We start from the raw sequence: 15,727 nt of genomic DNA on the forward strand, positions 1-15,727 counted from the left end.
CTCTGGTTATCAGGCGGCGCAAGCCGTGTTGTCTTCGTTATCAGCATCGGTATCGGGCGTCGTTGTCGAACCCGATTTTTTCGTATCCCGTGGCTGCATCCAGCCTGGTACCCAGCGGGTGTCTGACAGAGAACGCTCTGCAAGGATCGCCGCATCTCCCTTTTTCAGCTTCGCCGCTTCGACGGCGACTGAATCCAGCCCAGCTTCCTGTAACGCCTCCACTATCTGGTTTTTACTGAGCAGGCCGAGGAAGTTTTCAGCAGTGGGCTGCCACCAGTCACGCAAATTGAATCCGATCGCCGTCTCCACCTCATCAAGGTTGCTACGGCTGGTATGCCCATGCTCACGGGTCTGAACCCCATCAACGGAACAGGCCGTGCAGAACGCCATCAGAGCCATCAAGGTCTGACCGTCCAGTGTGAAAAATGTGGAAAAGTCCTTCTTCCAGCCTTGCGGTAACAGGCCTTCAAGACGGTTTTTCTCCTGCATAAGAGTTTGCCACGCCAGACCGTCTTTTCCGGTCGGGGCTTCGCTGACCAACCCACTGTGATGAACATCCATCCGCATTACAAAGGGGTGACGGGTGGTAAGGCAGTATTCAAATACGCAGGAGCACAGCCGCCAGACCATCAGGGCCACTGCTTTCTGTGGCTGTTGTACCAGGGCAGCCTGAACAGCCAGTGTGCGTTCGGAAGACATTTTTTTGAGTAAGGGCAGACTGATCCCTTCTGCGGCATCCGGCTCTTTACGGTCGATCACATGCAGATCACGGCTGGTCGCCTGCGTAGCGGCATCCGCCTCCCCGGGCGTTTTAACCTTCTTCTGAATCCCGCGCAAAATGCAAAGCTCACCATTATGAAGACAGGCTACTACGCCACAGCTTGCCTTCTGTTCGTCAGTCCATTGACGGTGTGCCGCCTGACTTTCTATTTCGTCGATCAGAACCTGAATAGCGGCTTCATCCTCGTAGGTTTCCGTTGCCGCCTGTGTAGCGTACAACTCGTCGAGTCGTTGCTGTTCGTCCGGTGTGTACTGCGGTTCTGGCACAGGAAGCAGAAGGTAATTTTCACGATCTTCACCATAGTTCTGCAGTGGGTTTTCCCGCCCTATTGACCATGACCAGTCTTCGTTCAGTTCAATTGCCAGTGCAGCAGTCTCCAGTTTTTCCATAACCAGACGGTCTACGAGCACGCGATCTGCAGTACCGTCATTCTCCTCCTGGCTAAATAAATCTTCACGAACCACACCACCTGCTGCTTCGTAGGTTTCTCGACCAATGAAGACAAAGCGAGGATGTGTAACGGAAATTTCCGTTTCTGTAATTACCCGCTTGATGAGATGTGCCGAAACCGTGCTGTAAGCAGCTTTCACCTGTTCATATACCTGCACCTGACGCGCCTGATCACTTTCCAGACTCAGTGCCTGGCACTGCTCCACATCAAGGGTATTGTTTGCCAGCAGTTCGAGGATTTCCGGGGCGAGATGAGCCAATTTCAGCATGCGCTGAACGTGGCGACTTCCATACCCCAACTGGTCACCAATCTGCGCCGGGCTTTTCCCTTGTTCGGAGAGTTTGCGGAATCCGGCAATTTGTTCTGCCGGATGCATGGCCACACGCTGGTTGTTTTCCACCATTGAGGCCACAACCGCGAGTTCGTCACTAACCCGCTTAACGATCACCTGATACCCGGCATCGATGCGGTTTTCAGTGAGTAATAACTGCAGGGCTGCAAGACGCCGACCACCTGCAGCCACCCCTGACATACCTTCCGGGAGAGTATGCACAACCAGATTCTGAATCAGACCAATGGTCTCAATGGATTCAGCCAGTTCCCGGACACTCTCAACCGGGTACGGGATAGTGCGAACGTTCAGTGGCGATTTAATCAGCGCAGACAGCGGCACCAGTTCAATCTGTGCTGCTTCAAGCGCCTCTTTCAGAGCCGCTGCTTCGGCAGGTTTGACGTTTTTTTTGCTGGTTTTGACAGATGTTTTTGCTTTAGACTCGGTCACGGACATAATTGATACCTCACTGGATTAATGATTGTCTGCCGGGTAGTCCCCCTACCCGGCGCCTTCTTACTTCATTACTTCGTTTTACGGATGCCATAGAATTCGATGTAGCGGTTGAGCCAGTAGGCGGCCCCTTTTTCAAAATTCCACCCCCGCCAAATCATTTCACCGTCTCGACGAACAACCAGCCGGAAATGTGTACCCTGATCGTCTTCAATGGTGACATTCTGAAACTGTTCTGCCACCGCTGTGGCTTGTTCGCGTGTGAACGAGCCATCGGCGAGGCACTTAAGTAATGTGTTCGTGTTGTCTGTCATGGTTTTTCTCCTGTAAAAGCCCCTGCATCAGAGGCTTTTCTGCGTCATCAAAAGGGGATCTCATCGTCAAAATCGTGACCCGGATCAGGCTGCGAAGGTGGTTGCTGCGGAGCAGTGTTAGATTTTTTACCTGCAGCCTTACCTTTCCCTTTCGCTGCACCGGAGGTGGCAGGAGGTGGCGTTTGCGGATCAGATTGAGGCTGACTTTCACGGCGGCCGCCCAGCATCTGCATGGTGCCCCCAACGTTAACCACAACTTCTGTAACGTACTTCTCCAGACCAGATTGATCAGTCCACTTGCGGCTACGTAACTGACCTTCGATATAGACCTGAGCACCTTTACGCAGATATTCCCCGGCCACTTCGGCCAGTTTTCCAAACACAACAACACGGTGCCATTCAGTGTTTTCGCGCATTTGTCCATCCTGTTTGTCACGCCATGTTTCTGACGTGGCCAGGGTGAAATTAGCCACTGCGCCACCGGAAGGCAGATAACGAACTTCGGGATCTTGTCCGAGATAACCGACAAGAATGACTTTATTGACGCCACGTGTTGCCATAATGAATCTCCTTAATCTGTTGTTTTGCCTTTTAAAACCATCACCCGTTGAGTTGCCGGGGCCGCGGTTTTGACTTTGTGCGGGGACCTGCTGAACCTGCCCCCTGGATATAACCTTCACCCGTTTGAGAGCCGTTCGCCGCAAGGGCGTAAACGAGCACGGGCGACGGCAGCTGTCCAGGGCGCGGTTTACCGCGTGCCATTTACCCTGGACGGATGATGGCGACTGTGCTTGTCTCAGCCCCGGCGAATGGACTCAAACGGGTGATACGGCGCCAGGGGGAAGGAGCAGGCACCCGCCGCAACGACGAAGAGCGCGGGCGCGAAACGGCGTTGCCCTGCAGAGTGCCGGCAGCTTTATCGCCGGCACGGTGAAAGCGGCGCGGCCGGAACGGTCGCAGCAAGCGCTGCCGTTGACCTTGACTTCAGACATCAGACACTAGCCGCCAGGCCCGAAACCGCGTAGCGGGTTCGGCGGAGTTTACCGCATCTTTTCGCGGTTAGCGGAGTGTGGCTCGACGACTGGACAGCGCAGCTGGCCGGGAGCCGAAGGTGTCCAGTATGGGTGTGCTTTTAAAGCCTTTAAGGGTTAAAAAGAGACATCACAGCAGGAAGAAGAAGAGAAAGCAGACAGACAGCAGGGAGCAAGCCGGAAACGTAAAGATGCAGGCTGGAGAGAATATGTTTTTCATGCCGCCGGAAAGAAGCCATGATAAACCGGCGGCATACCAGACGGGGCGTCAGGAACGGAGCTTATTTTCCTTCCTGAACTGCGCAACGCTATACCAGATTGAAGCCAGGAAAGCGAAAACGGTGATCAGGACACGAAATTCGTCACCCGGCTCTTTCCCCTTCAGCATCAGCGTTATGATGATGCCGGCAACGATAATCCACGCAATACCACTCCAGAGGCGCAGCTTATCCGCCACGACATTAATCAGAACAAAAGCAACGGCCAGAATAGCCCCCCACAGAGCCGGAACAGGCTGAAACGGAATAAAAAACAGGTTAATACCGGTTAAAAGCGTCACGGCAGCAAACATCAGAGACATACGCACAGATTACCCTCCCTGGAAACACTGAGTAAGAAAATCAATTCTGCTGATCATCTCCCGGTTTATTATATTCGGGTGCATTTGCGCGCGGCAGCTGCTGACTGTTCAGTCTATGTACGCGGAGCCGTTCATGGAAATATTCGCGCAGGTGTTCAGGCTGTTCCCGTTCAACAAGTTCCGGCACGACGGGCTTGTTCATGCGCTCCTGCCAGGCAACAGCAGCAGCCACCTTATCGACGGCAACTTTATCCTGCACCTCCTTTGAAAAAGAGGCGATATTCCACTTTGACATATGCATCACCGGTCTGCTTTACAGGAAGATATCCCTGATAATACGCGAATTCCGGGGCAACAGCGACTGACAACGGAGAGGAGAGTGCGCGGCGCCGGAGGCGCGGCGACGTCTCTCTCCGGCAGGCGCAGCCTGCCCGGGTTTTCGCGCGGCCGGAAGCGGCAGAGGTTCCCCCCTGCCCTGTGATTTATCGTGCCTTTCCCCCCTGAAGAATGAAATGGCCGCCAATATAGACGGCGCACTGACAGGTCATGTATTCGCAGATTTCATCCATCACCTGCGCAGTGGTCAGTTCCCGCTGACCGGCATCGCGGCGGCGGGCATTAATCAGGGCTTTGTACTGTCGCAGGATATCGCGGCTTTGTGGTGCAAGTTTCATGTGCTTTCTCCTTAACCGGCGGGCTTCCCCGCCGGATAGTAATCAGTTGCTGAATACATAGCCTTCATGGAAGACATAGACGCTGCTGAACAGATCCCGCGCGTAAGCCTCATAATCGAAATAGACGCGCAGGGATTCAGGCACCTCGTTTAACAGGCCGTGATCCTCCACAAAGCCATAAGCAAAATCCTCCTCGCTTTCAGCCTCGCCACAATACGCCTCATCAAAGGCGTCATAGTCGCACTCGCCGGTATAGTCCGCCCAGGCCACAAACGCGGCAGCGCGTCCTTCGTCCTGAGCCTGCCGGAATGCCTCGATAAACGCCCACTTAACAGAGGATTCAGAGGCAAACTGAGACGGGATCCCTTCCCAGTCCTGAAACATAAACTCGGGGTCATCCTCGGCGGCATGCAACGCCCGGCAGGCGTCATAAAATTCGTCTTCGTCGTCGAAGTCGGTTAAATCAAACCATTTGCCAAAAATACTGCCGCCGTTGTACTGGTGATATGTGCCCACGTAGACGGCCGGAACGGTTACTGATGAAGTCATTTTTGTCTCCCTGCGGGGCGGTGTAACCGCCCCGGTCGTTAATCAGTCCAGCGCGGCGTAAATAGCACTGCATTCGGGGTGAAAGGTGATGTGATTCCAGAGCTGGGCATCACGCAGCATATAAAGGCGGGTCAGCGCCGGGTTACTGCTGTCATGATGGGCCGCCAGACGGCGATTAATCGCCAGGCTGGTCAGAATAATGCCCGCCGCGTCGGCGCTGACAGTGCGATCAAACCAGTTTTCGCTACTGACCAGATGTACCCGGCCACAATCCGGCATCATGTAGCCGCCCCCCTCCGGCAGGCGAATAAAATGCCAGAAGCCGCCCTCATAGCCGGGCATCCATTTTTTGGCCAGAGCGTACACCTGTAATTCCGCGAGCATGAAATCCGTGCCGAACAGGTACGGCATAAAAGACAGGCGGTCGGACTCCTCAACATTCAGGACCGGGCATGTATTCACATACTGCATGGATAAACCTCCGTAATCACATAGACTGCGGCACCGGGTTGTGCCGTGCCGACACGACAGCCCGGCGAAAAGCGGAAGATGCAGGGGCGACACCGGAGGCCGCAGCGCAGATATAGCGCGAAGCTGGTCTGGACGGTTTTCGAGCGAAACCTGAGCGAGAAAACGACGGGAAGAACGGCGAGCATCATAAAAAACCTGCGACCGGGCGAGGATGGCGGCGTCAGCGCACCCTTGCATCTGCAGCGGCCGGGCTAAAGTGAAGGCACGGCACTACCCGTCGCGATGCAGGAGGTTGAATACAGGGTTTCTCTCCCCCGTTTTTCGACCACCGGGAGAAAAGCGGAAGCAGATGTCGCAACGCGACAGACGCAGTAATAAGGCCACGGACCGGAGGGATGGGGCCGGGTGAAGCGGAGCCGGCGGCAACGGCAAGCCGGCGACTGCCTTATCCGGGGATGGCGGCGCCAGCGAACTCCAGCCTCTGCGGCTGTCGGGCTAAAGTGAAGGCACGGCACAGCCAGCACACGGCACGGCGATAACAGAGGGTTGTGTTCACCCAAAAGGCCCGGAAACCGGGCCGGGTGGACGCGGAGCCGGCACGGCGACATCCTTATCGCACCACACCTCCTGTGCCGGCAGGCTGACAAGGGAGGGTCCCCCTCCCCTGACGCTCCGGGCTGTCACTCCTGAGTTCTGCTGGCGCGGGCCTCTCTCACCATTTCCCTTAAAACCCGGCGATCAAACCAGCGCCGGACCGGAGTGTCCGTAAAACGCAGCTGATCAGCGATAACCCCTGCGCTCCTGATAGTTTCCTCCCGCTCGTTAACCAGGGTGAGCAGGACCGGGCAGAATCGCGCATCGCGAATAAGAATGGCATCGAGGACCTGATCCAGCCTGTCGGTTTCGTCTTCGTCCAGGCAGTTATCATGATCATACTCAACGGCCAGCAAGCGCCAGTCACCGATCCGCCTGTCCATCAGACGGGGATTGACGGACGGCGTAAGCGCGGCGGCGATGCGCTTCGTATCCCGGTGGACGATTTCCGATATCTGCGTGAGGGAGGCTTTCAGGAAGGCCAGCAGATCGTCACATTCCGCCGCTGTCAGCCACTCCTGAGCGTAAGGCAGGCGGATAACCTGACAGTCAGCCAGCCGCTCCGGATGCGGATATGCCTGCACCGGAAAGAGATGCAGACGAGCCGGGGTTCCCGCCAGCCGCCGGGCGCTGGCGAGCAACAACGCTGCCCGGCCATACGTCAGCGGCTGACAAAGCTGTTCCGTAAGCGTGAGGATTTCCACGCCACTGAGAGAGCCGCAGGCGGCAAGCCAGCCGGGTACGGTTTCGGGGGCGACGGGCGCCATATCAACAGTGTCGGGCCAGCCAGCCTGGCGCAGCATCCGGTCGCCGTGACGCAGAATAAGCGTGTTAAGGGTTTCTTTTTTCATCATTATCGTCTCTGTCCGGGTTATATCACCCCGCCGCGTGGCGGGGCGATCTGCTGTCAGCTTTTCAGTAATGCCCGCACTTTTGCTGTATCCGCCAGGCGGCGCATTACGCTTTCCGGCACCGGGAGGTTGCGATCCCGTGCGGTCCATTCCCTGTCCCACAATGCCTGTTCGGCGGTAATCAGCAGGGTTTCAAGCAGGTCAACCGGCACAGTCACCCTCTGCCCGTTCTCTTTCACCTGGTCTATCAGTGCCATCACCAGGCCGGCTGACACGCCCGACTCAAGCCGTTGTTCTTCCGGTATAGTGTCCATGCGTTCCAGTACTGCCCTTACGTCATGTTCTGAAAAGGAATATTCCATCCCGTCAGCCAGTGCTTCAATATCCGCCGGGGTCCAGATAATCAGGTTCAGCGGGGTTTCTGCGGGATATTGCTCATTCAGCATCCTGCAAAGATCTTCACGGGTTCCGTACATGTTCTCTCCTCAATCCAGAAAGCTTTCATCGAGCATCAGTGCAATATTGAACGCCTCATCCATCAGGACGCTGAGACGTCGCAGACTGATACCGGCAAGCCGTTCCGCCAGTCCGTCGTACCGGTAGTGGTACGTGTCTTCCAGCACTTTCAGGGTGGTTTTCAGGTCGCAAAGATTGTTCGCCAGCCCGGCCATATCGCGGCGCAGGGCTTCGTGTCCGTCGTAATTCATTACGCGGCCTCCGGGAGCCATTCATCGTTCGCCGCCGGGGTATTTACGGCCCGGTGCATGGCGTCCAGTCGTTCGGTTCCGGCCCGGTGGTACTGCGCCAGCATTTCGATGCCGATATAGCGGCGTCCGGCACGGTATGCAGCGACGCAGGTCGAACCGCTTCCGGCAAACGGGTCGAGAACAATCGCGCCCGGAGCGCTGAATGACTCAATCAGCGGCTGTAGCGCCTCCACTGGTTTCTGCGTCGGATGCAGGGTATTACCGGTATACGGGAAGGGCAGCACATCCGGCAGCGGTTTAAGGGGCGGCACGGGGCGGCCTTTGGCAAGGACATAAGCCCCTTCATGGCAGTAGTCCACAAATCCGCGTCGGGCCCTGGCGTTACGACGGTTGGAGGCATAGTTTTTGGTGAACACAAGCTGGCCCACGGCATAGAATCCTGCCGCCTTCCACGCGGCCATAAAGCGGTCCACACGGTTCCAGCTGTAGAAGCTCACCATCAGTGCGTCTTTTTTAAGGACGCGGTACATCTCCAGCGTGGCCGGTTGCAGCCATTCGTCCGTCACATCCCCGGCAATCTGTCTGCACTGACGGTCCTTAAAACCGACGAGGTAAGGCGGATCGGTCACAATAAGGTCCACGGCACGGTCGGGGAATCCGCGCATCACATCAATACAGTTCCCGAGAATGAATCTGGACATGGCAGCACTCCTGTAGTCTGAGGGGGCAGGAGGCATCACCGCGATACCGTTCCCTACCGCACGCTGCCTGTTCATCGCGTCCGGTCACGGGTCAGGCCGACCGTGGAATACCGCAGCCGTCCGTCTTTTGGACGGCAAGGATATGCCGCGAAAGCGGCTTGAAGGGCGTTCCTTAAAAGGGCGAGGGACTGGCGCACACTCTCAACGACGCCGGGCCGGAGCGGAAAAACCGCCCGTCCCGTACCAGACCGGACGCGAGACACTGGCAGCGGGCGGCAGGCTGGCGTTAACTCCAGGCGAACGGGGAATTACCGGCATACCTGTCCACAAATCCGGGGCTTAAGATTGTGGATAACCTGAAGGCAAACGACGGAGAAGCGCGGGAGAACAGACGCCACCACGCCTGTTCTTTTTTTGAACAACCGGAAAGTTTATATCAGCGGTTCAGGGATTTATCCCCGGCCAGTGACAGGCCAATATAGACGCCCGCCCCCCAGATGACCTGCGACAAAATGAAAACCCACTGCGGAACGTCGAAAACCAGAAGCGGAAGCAGACATACCGTCACAATGCCAATCAGCCGGCTGCCAAATTTTCTGCGCACCGGTTCACTGCTGTCGACGGGAATGCGGGCGAGACGGAGAACATTTCTGAATCCTGGTGACATGAGAACCTCCCTGGGGATGTCAGTCATTTGAAATCGGTATAGTAGTGGATGTGATTCGTACTGTTAGTCACCGAATGCACGCCGCATATTTTTCTTTATTTCCCGGGTATCCGCCCCGGACACCGGCGCGGCAGATGCTGCCGGCGTATCCGGTACTGCAGCTGCAGCCCTGTTCACGTCAGCGGTGCCGGCCATCTGCTGAACCAGAGCCTGCAGCTCACTGACCGAGGTGGGCGGTACCGGCATACTGGCCAGCAGGCGCGGCAGTTCCGGCGCCGTCGTGTGGAGGGCAAGACCGGTGATAATCAGGTTTCTCAGCAGATCCCCACGCAGACGGGATGACGCTTCCGTCAGCACACTTTCCACCCGTTCCCCACTCCGGCCATTCTGAAGCGTCAGGGTGTAACGCCGGCGCTGGTATTCCGTCTCCGGTGACACGGGCAGAGCAGCCCCACCATTTTCGGGCTCATCCGGAAGGCCGGTGAGTGAGGACCAGGTTCCGGAGACCAGGGCCATCACGGCGCAAAAGCGGACAGCGCTCAGTTGCCCGGCAAAGAACACCGGGATCAGCGCCGGTAAACGGGCATCCACCTGGTATACCACCGCCCCGGCGGTGGCGGCGGTACGGATGAACTCACCGCGCAGGGGCTGTGAGATGGTGTTGATGGTTGCCATTGCCGCGATGTCGGTGCGATCGTCGCTGTGCAGATAGAAAGAATACTGGCCGTCCGGCACGTTTAGTCCTCTTTATTGTAAAGGGCAATCTCCCTGGCCAGCGCCATCTGCGGATCGCCTATAACCTCGATACGGTCAGGAGCCAGAGGCCAGGCCTGACGGATAGCTTCTTCTATGAGGGAAGCCCCTCCCCCGACCAGGAATACCCGGTTAACGTTCCTGAAGGCCGTCAGCTCACTGGTGACACGCGCCCCCAGGGAAGTGATCGCCTCTGTTATTTTGTTCCGAACCTCGTCGATTTTACCGGCATCGTTGATCACACGCTGCAGATACTGACGATCATTGCGGTTGCGGATGATAGTGTCAGCGATGAGGGCGCTGGTTTCGCTGTCTGCCGCCCGCAGCGCGCCTGCAGCTGCGCGGGTGACCTGTGACACGCCGACAGACGGATTACCGTGCACCGCACTGATATCATCAAACTGGCCGACAATCACACCGGCATCGAGCGTGGTGCCACCGAGATCGATAATCAGGGTGGTCTCAGCGGGGCCGGGCTTCAGCTCCGCGAGACGGGAGAACGCCGCCGGTAGTGATTCCGGCATCACCTTCACGTCCGTTACGGTAAACGCCCTGCCCTTATTCAGAACCAGCTCACGCATCAGGTTTTCCCGTTTGCGTCGTATGTTCTCCTCGTTCCGCTGGCAGTCCCCGTCGTAATACTCACTCAGGGGCAGCGTCACGGTCAGGCTCACCGGCTGCGGCTCCAGTCCGCTGTTCAGCAGCGCATGATGCACGGCCAGCAGGTTGAGATCACCGTACTGATATTCCACGTTTGTTGTCGGGATGGCATCCCGGCTGACGCTGTCCCAGGTGTATTTCAGCGTACCCACCTGATAGTTGAACGTTGCCGCACTGAATTCCGCCACTTTCCAGCCATGCCGGAAGGAGTTCGCAGAAACCCGGGTCTGAAGCTCATCTCCTTCAAACCATGCCAGCTTAACATTAGTTGAACCATCATCGCAGTAAATATTCATCAATATGCTCCGTTAATTACACTCATTTTGATACCAATTATAAGAGCAAGATGAAAAAAACAAAGTAACATTTCTCAATATGAGCAATACAAAAATATCAAAATGATTAATATAAGCATTTTGAACACCTTTATTTACTCAAAATGTTCTTAAGGCATGCGATCTGGATTATCGTCACGCTGTTAAATATACTGTATGCATAACCAGTAAAAATTAGAGTGTCAGGAGGAAAGATGAAACTACAACTTTTCAGCACCGGGAAAGAACTCCCGCCACAGGCCCATCCATTGTTTGCCGATCTGGCCAGCTGCGGTTTTCCCAGCCCTGCTGCTGACTATGTCGAGTCCGATCTGGATCTCCATGATTACTGCATACGGCATCCGAGCGCGACGTACTACCTGCGTGCCAGCGGAGACAGCATGGCCGACGGCAGTCTGTACAATGGCGATCTGCTGGTTGTGGACAGTGCTGAAAAGCCGCGGCACGGCGATATCGTTGTCGCCAGCGTACAGGGGGAGTTTACGGTGAAACGGCTTCTGCTGACGCCGCGACTGACGCTGCAGCCCATGAATGCCTCCTGGTCGCCGATTTATCCTGATCCCGACGAGCTGGATATCTTTGGCGTTGTCACGCATATCATCCACCGCCCGAGGGAGATGTACTGATGTTTGCCCTGGCCGATGTGAACAGCTTCTATGCCAGCTGTGAACGTGTTTTCCGCCCGGATTTGAAAGGAAAGCCGATAGTCGTCCTGAGCAACAACGACGGGAACGTAATCGCTCGCAGTGCCGAGGCGAAGCCCTGGATCAAAATGGGAACTCCGTGGTTTCAGATAAAAAACGAAAGGTACCCGGAAAAAATATATGCGTTTTCAAGTAATTATGAACTTTACGCCTCGATGTCGGCGCGCGTGATGAACTGCCTGGAGGAACTGGCCCCCAGGGTGGAACAGTATTCCATTGATGAGATGTTCCTCGACCTGACCGGCGTGGAGCACTGTATGGGGCTTGAGGACTTCGGCCGGCAGCTGCGTCAGCACGTGTATGACTGTACCCGCCTGACCATTGGCGTGGGCGCCGGACCAACGAAAACCCTCGCAAAATCAGCCCAGTGGGCCTCAAAAGAGTGGAAACAGTTTCGTGGCGTACTCGCGCTGACCAGGGGAAATCCGCAAAGGACGCGGAAACTGCTTTCACTGCAGCCGGTTGAAGAAATCTGGGGGGTGGGTAACCGTATTGCACGCAAGCTAAATGTGCTGGGCATAAAAACCGCGCTCGATCTGGCTCTGACGAACCCGGCCTTCATCCGCAAAAATTTTTCTGTGGTCCTTGAGCGAACGGTACGGGAACTGAACGGGGAAAGCTGCCTTTCGCTTGAGGAAGCCCCTCCGACGAAACAGCAAATTGTCTGCAGCCGCAGTTTTGGCGTGAAGATCACGGAGTACGAGTCACTCCGTCAGGCTATCTGTCAGCACGCAGAGCGGGCCTCTGAAAAACTGCGTAAAGAGCACCAGTATTGCCGGCATATTTCCGTTTTCATCAAAACGTCTCCGTTCGCCATTAAAGAGCCTTACTACGGCAACGTGGCTACGGAAAAACTGCTTACACCCACTCAGGACACCAGGGACATCATTGCAGCCGCCACAATGGCTCTGGAGCGTATCTGGAGGGATGGGCACCGGTATGCCAAAGCCGGAGTTATGCTGAATGACTTCACCGGCTCCGGCGTTTCGCAGCTGCAGCTGTTTGACGAACGCCCGCCACGCCCTCACAGTGCTGAGCTGATGAGGGTTCTGGACGGGATCAACAACTCAGGGCTGGGTAAAGTATGGTTTGCCGGTAGAGGAATTGCGCCATCCTGGCAAATGAAACGCGATATGCTCTCCCCTGCGTACACCACTCGCTGGAGAGATATCCCCGTTGCGAGGATCGGTTAAATTTTGCCTTTCAGAGAGAGCCAGCAGTGCTCGCCGCAGCCGAACGACAGGGCGAAGCCCGCGAGTGAGCGAGGAAGCACCAGGGGAGCTGAAGCCTTTTAAAGCACCTTACGCACTTAAGTTCTATAGATTCCATAATGAGTTATCCACATATCCTTTGAGTAGATCCAATAACTTACCCTTAGTTATCCAAATAGATCCAAACTGATCCCTTTAGCGGCAAAACCTTTGTTTACGGGCTTCGTAGCGATTTCAGGTGTGTCGTAGTGGGAAAAAGGTGTTCTGAAGCGGGAAAAAGGTGTGTCAAAACGGGGTAAGGGTGGGTAGAATCGGGAAGAAAGGTGTGTCGAAACGGGAAATAGTTAATATTTAGGCACATATCGATCATATGCTATGAATGGATATAACTATATGAATGAGAATGTTTATATCGGCGAGGTTATAGGTCCAGATTGTGAAAGTGTTAACAATAAACTCACCGTCACAAGTAAGGCCACAGTTCAGCCTGTAGCCCTGATGAGATTAAATGTTTTTGTTCCTTCAAGCAGGCCTGCAAAGGGCACCAGAACATCAATCGATGCGACCTCTGTTCTCAAGGATCTGGAATTCTCAAGGCGGGAGGGGTACGACGATATTCGTATAACCGGTGAACGGTTGAGTATGGCCATCGACTTCAAGGTATGGGTCGGTATCATAGAAGCTTTCAGTAAGTACGGTTTAAAAACCAACAGCATTAAGCTTACTTTTCATGAGTTTGCTGGAATGTGCCGCTTTGAGTCTAAGAGATTCGATTCCCGTCTTAGAAAAAGTATTTCAGAAGCTTTGACCAGGATACGTGGCAAGACCATTACCTTTACCCGTAGCGACTCAGAGGGCCTTCAAAAAGTTTCCGTAACAGGTTTGCTTAAGACAGGTGAACTGGATTTTGCAAACGACCAGGTGGAACTTGAAGCTGATCAGCGACTATGGGAACTCTACCAAACTGATTACACTGTTCTGCTACGACATAAACCGATAAACGCTTTAACCCGAAAGGAAGCAGCTCAGGCCCTGTATACTTTCATCGAAAGCCTGCCTACGAACCCAGTCCCCATATCTTTCAAACGAATACGAGACAGGCTCTCATTGCTCTCTCCGGTAAAGGAACAGAACCGTATCATTAAACTGGCCCTCAAGCAGTTGCAGGATATTGGGTACCTTGACCACAGCATCACCAAAAAAGGTAAAGAGACTTTCATTCTGATCCACCGTCGCTCAGCAAATCTGAAACCAGGAACAGCTGTATAAGGTGTGTCAAAACGGGAAAGCAACGCGATTAAGGTGTGTTGAAACGGGAGGTCTCTTCTTAAACATCTTGATAGGTGTGTTGTAGGGGGAAGCCTCGCCTTAAACGTCTTAATAGGTGTGTTGTAGCGGGATGAGAACCTGTTAAATGTGTGTTTTTATCTGTATATACTTACGCACCTTCCCACTTCAACACACCTTTTTGGATAGAAGTGAGAAGCTATCCCGCTTCTCACCACCTTTTACCAAATTTGTCTCACCGACTCCCCACTTCGACACACCGAAGATTCAAAGGCTTCCCACTACGCCCCACTTTTTGCTTCACGCGGTCATAACTGGTTGATACTACCCTCCCTAAAGGTAGCCTGGAGTTGAAAGCCGCATTATGTGGTTCTATGGGGATTTCGGATAAAGGCACCACTTTGCCATCTTGTTATCTTGTTATCTTGCTATCTTGTTATATTGTTATCTTGTTATCCTAACATCTTACTAATTTGTTAAGATACAAAAACAATTCAGTTATAAATCACACAGTTAACAACTTAACAAGATATTAACTTAATAAAGAAATTGCAATATTGTCGCCTGTTTGGCAATATTAAGTTGTTAACTTAACAATTTAATATGAGGCTATGATGATAATAGTATTGGGTAGTCAAAAGGGTGGGGTTGGTAAAAGTACACTGGCGGTATCTATAGCTGCGTATCTGATGTCACTGGGCAATAGAGTGATCATTGTCGACGCAGATGACCAGAAATCTGTATTGACCTGGTACAACAATCGTCCTGAAGATCTTCCCCATATTCCGGTTACTGGCGCAACAGGCAACATCAAAGCCATGCTAAAGGAACACGAGAAATCTTATGACTTTGTCATCGCAGACTGTGCTGGCCGCGACAGTGCAGAAATGCGTAGTGGGTTGATGGCCGCTGACGTATTCATTTCTCCGTTGCGGCCTTCTCAGATGGACCTGGATGTAGTGCCTCATACATGCTCTGTTTTTACAGCAGCAAAAGATTTTAATGAGGACGTCCGGGGATATCTCGTTTTAAACATGACGCCCACGAACATGTTTGTCAATGAAGCAAATCAGGCAGCTGACGTACTCAAGGATTATCCTGAAATGCGTCTGGCTAGTTCCCGAGTTTGTGATCGAAAAGCGCATCGAGATGCCTGGGCAGAATCAATGACAATTTTTGAAACGCAAAATGACAAAGCACAACAAGAAATCGAATCGTTAGTTAAAGAGGTTATTCTGTGAGAAATAGAGCAAATACTCCATCTCGTGATGAGGCAGCGTTTATTAACGGTGGTACTGCTGGTATTGATAATACCAAAGTGACTTCAGAGAGACCATTGGCTGTAAGTAAAGCAAAACCAGTGAGCATTTCCTTTTTTGAAGAAAACTTAAAAGACATTGATGATCTTATAGCGGGTGAAATGATTTCAGGTAAAAGCAGAGTGAATCGTTCTGACGTAGTCAGGGCAGCGGTAGAGGCACTAAAAAGTTTATCAAAAACAGAGATATCCAGATTAATCGCAGAAGCGAAACAACGATAATATCTTGTTATCTTGTTATCTTGTTATCTTGTTATCTTGTTATCTTGTTATCTTGTTATCTTGTTATCTTGTTATCTTGTTA

20 protein-coding genes and 1 pseudogene are annotated in these 15,727 nt (G+C 53.6%); 5 read left to right on the forward strand and 16 right to left on the reverse strand.

The features are described 5' to 3' along the window. Positions 1 to 9 precede the first annotated feature (9 nt). The 16 genes and pseudogenes from C2U53_RS01145 to parM form a co-directional block, all read right to left on the reverse strand. Entirely contained in the window at positions 10 to 2,019 is a 2,010-nt protein-coding gene (locus tag C2U53_RS01145; RefSeq protein WP_004152656.1) for a ParB/RepB/Spo0J family partition protein, read from the reverse strand. A gap of 68 nt (positions 2,020 to 2,087) precedes the next feature. After that, a complete protein-coding gene (locus C2U53_RS01150; RefSeq protein ID WP_004152655.1) occupies positions 2,088 to 2,330 on the reverse strand; it encodes a DUF905 domain-containing protein in 243 nt (80 codons plus the stop codon). Positions 2,331 to 2,377: 47 nt separating this feature from the next. Beyond that, positions 2,378 to 2,890, reverse strand: coding sequence for a single-stranded DNA-binding protein (ssb, locus tag C2U53_RS01155; protein WP_004152654.1), 513 nt, complete (start codon positions 2,888 to 2,890; stop codon positions 2,378 to 2,380). A 739-nt stretch (positions 2,891 to 3,629) separates the two neighbouring features. After that, positions 3,630 to 3,947 (reverse strand): hypothetical protein, encoded by a 318-nt coding sequence (locus tag C2U53_RS01160; protein ID WP_004118473.1) that lies wholly within the window; start codon positions 3,945 to 3,947, stop codon positions 3,630 to 3,632. A 34-nt stretch (positions 3,948 to 3,981) separates the two neighbouring features. Next, entirely contained in the window at positions 3,982 to 4,236 is a 255-nt protein-coding gene (locus C2U53_RS01165; protein ID WP_074184110.1) for a DNA polymerase III subunit theta, read from the reverse strand. A 187-nt stretch (positions 4,237 to 4,423) separates the two neighbouring features. Then, on the reverse strand, positions 4,424 to 4,615 hold the full coding sequence (locus C2U53_RS01170; RefSeq protein WP_001568047.1) for a hypothetical protein: 192 nt from the start codon (positions 4,613 to 4,615) through the stop codon (positions 4,424 to 4,426). Between the two features lie 42 nt (positions 4,616 to 4,657). Further along, positions 4,658 to 5,164, reverse strand: coding sequence for an antirestriction protein ArdA (locus C2U53_RS01175; protein ID WP_042946350.1), 507 nt, complete (start codon positions 5,162 to 5,164; stop codon positions 4,658 to 4,660). 42 nt (positions 5,165 to 5,206) lie between these two features. Then, on the reverse strand, positions 5,207 to 5,635 hold the full coding sequence (locus C2U53_RS30080; protein WP_004152356.1) for an antirestriction protein: 429 nt from the start codon (positions 5,633 to 5,635) through the stop codon (positions 5,207 to 5,209). 680 nt (positions 5,636 to 6,315) lie between these two features. Next, entirely contained in the window at positions 6,316 to 7,083 is a 768-nt protein-coding gene (locus C2U53_RS01185) for a hypothetical protein (RefSeq protein WP_013214013.1), read from the reverse strand. A gap of 53 nt (positions 7,084 to 7,136) precedes the next feature. Beyond that, entirely contained in the window at positions 7,137 to 7,556 is a 420-nt protein-coding gene (locus tag C2U53_RS01190) for a DUF1380 domain-containing protein (protein WP_001568043.1), read from the reverse strand. 9 nt (positions 7,557 to 7,565) lie between these two features. After that, a complete protein-coding gene (locus tag C2U53_RS01195; RefSeq protein WP_001568042.1) occupies positions 7,566 to 7,787 on the reverse strand; it encodes a hypothetical protein in 222 nt (73 codons plus the stop codon). Then, a complete protein-coding gene (locus C2U53_RS01200; protein WP_032736797.1) occupies positions 7,787 to 8,488 on the reverse strand; it encodes a DNA methylase in 702 nt (233 codons plus the stop codon). The genes C2U53_RS01195 and C2U53_RS01200 overlap by 1 nt, the downstream gene beginning before the upstream one ends. A gap of 71 nt (positions 8,489 to 8,559) precedes the next feature. Beyond that, a pseudogene (locus C2U53_RS01205) lies at positions 8,560 to 8,729 on the reverse strand (hypothetical protein); the annotation flags it as partial. 195 nt (positions 8,730 to 8,924) lie between these two features. Beyond that, positions 8,925 to 9,155: a hypothetical protein gene (locus C2U53_RS01210; RefSeq protein WP_001568040.1), complete on the reverse strand. Its 231-nt coding sequence runs from the start codon at positions 9,153 to 9,155 to the stop codon at positions 8,925 to 8,927. Between the two features lie 63 nt (positions 9,156 to 9,218). Then, complete coding sequence (locus C2U53_RS01215) at positions 9,219 to 9,890, reverse strand: plasmid partitioning/stability family protein (protein WP_032736798.1); 672 nt, start codon at positions 9,888 to 9,890, stop codon at positions 9,219 to 9,221. 2 nt (positions 9,891 to 9,892) lie between these two features. After that, positions 9,893 to 10,864, reverse strand: a complete 972-nt coding sequence (gene parM / locus C2U53_RS01220) for a plasmid segregation protein ParM domain-containing protein (RefSeq protein WP_001568038.1) — start codon at positions 10,862 to 10,864, stop codon at positions 9,893 to 9,895. A gap of 233 nt (positions 10,865 to 11,097) precedes the next feature. On the opposite strand from parM, the gene umuD reads away from it, so the two are divergent. The 5 genes from umuD to C2U53_RS30085 all read left to right on the forward strand — a co-directional run bounded on the left by umuD (position 11,098) and on the right by C2U53_RS30085 (position 15,645). Beyond that, complete coding sequence (gene umuD / locus C2U53_RS01225; protein ID WP_001568036.1) at positions 11,098 to 11,529, forward strand: translesion error-prone DNA polymerase V autoproteolytic subunit; 432 nt, start codon at positions 11,098 to 11,100, stop codon at positions 11,527 to 11,529. After that, on the forward strand, positions 11,529 to 12,800 hold the full coding sequence (locus C2U53_RS01230) for a Y-family DNA polymerase (RefSeq protein WP_004197646.1): 1,272 nt from the start codon (positions 11,529 to 11,531) through the stop codon (positions 12,798 to 12,800). Before umuD ends, C2U53_RS01230 begins: the two co-directional genes overlap by 1 nt. Before the next feature lie 411 nt (positions 12,801 to 13,211). Further along, a complete protein-coding gene (locus tag C2U53_RS01235) occupies positions 13,212 to 14,087 on the forward strand; it encodes a RepB family plasmid replication initiator protein (protein ID WP_004098982.1) in 876 nt (291 codons plus the stop codon). Between the two features lie 632 nt (positions 14,088 to 14,719). Further along, a complete protein-coding gene (locus C2U53_RS01240) occupies positions 14,720 to 15,346 on the forward strand; it encodes a ParA family plasmid-partitioning AAA ATPase (RefSeq protein WP_004197649.1) in 627 nt (208 codons plus the stop codon). Beyond that, complete coding sequence (locus tag C2U53_RS30085) at positions 15,343 to 15,645, forward strand: hypothetical protein (RefSeq protein WP_071571079.1); 303 nt, start codon at positions 15,343 to 15,345, stop codon at positions 15,643 to 15,645. Before C2U53_RS01240 ends, C2U53_RS30085 begins: the two co-directional genes overlap by 4 nt. Positions 15,646 to 15,727: the final 82 nt, after the last annotated feature.

It is taken from the genome of Citrobacter sp. CFNIH10 (genome assembly GCF_002934585.1).
In the GTDB taxonomy this organism is placed as follows: domain Bacteria; phylum Pseudomonadota; class Gammaproteobacteria; order Enterobacterales; family Enterobacteriaceae; genus Citrobacter_A; species Citrobacter_A amalonaticus.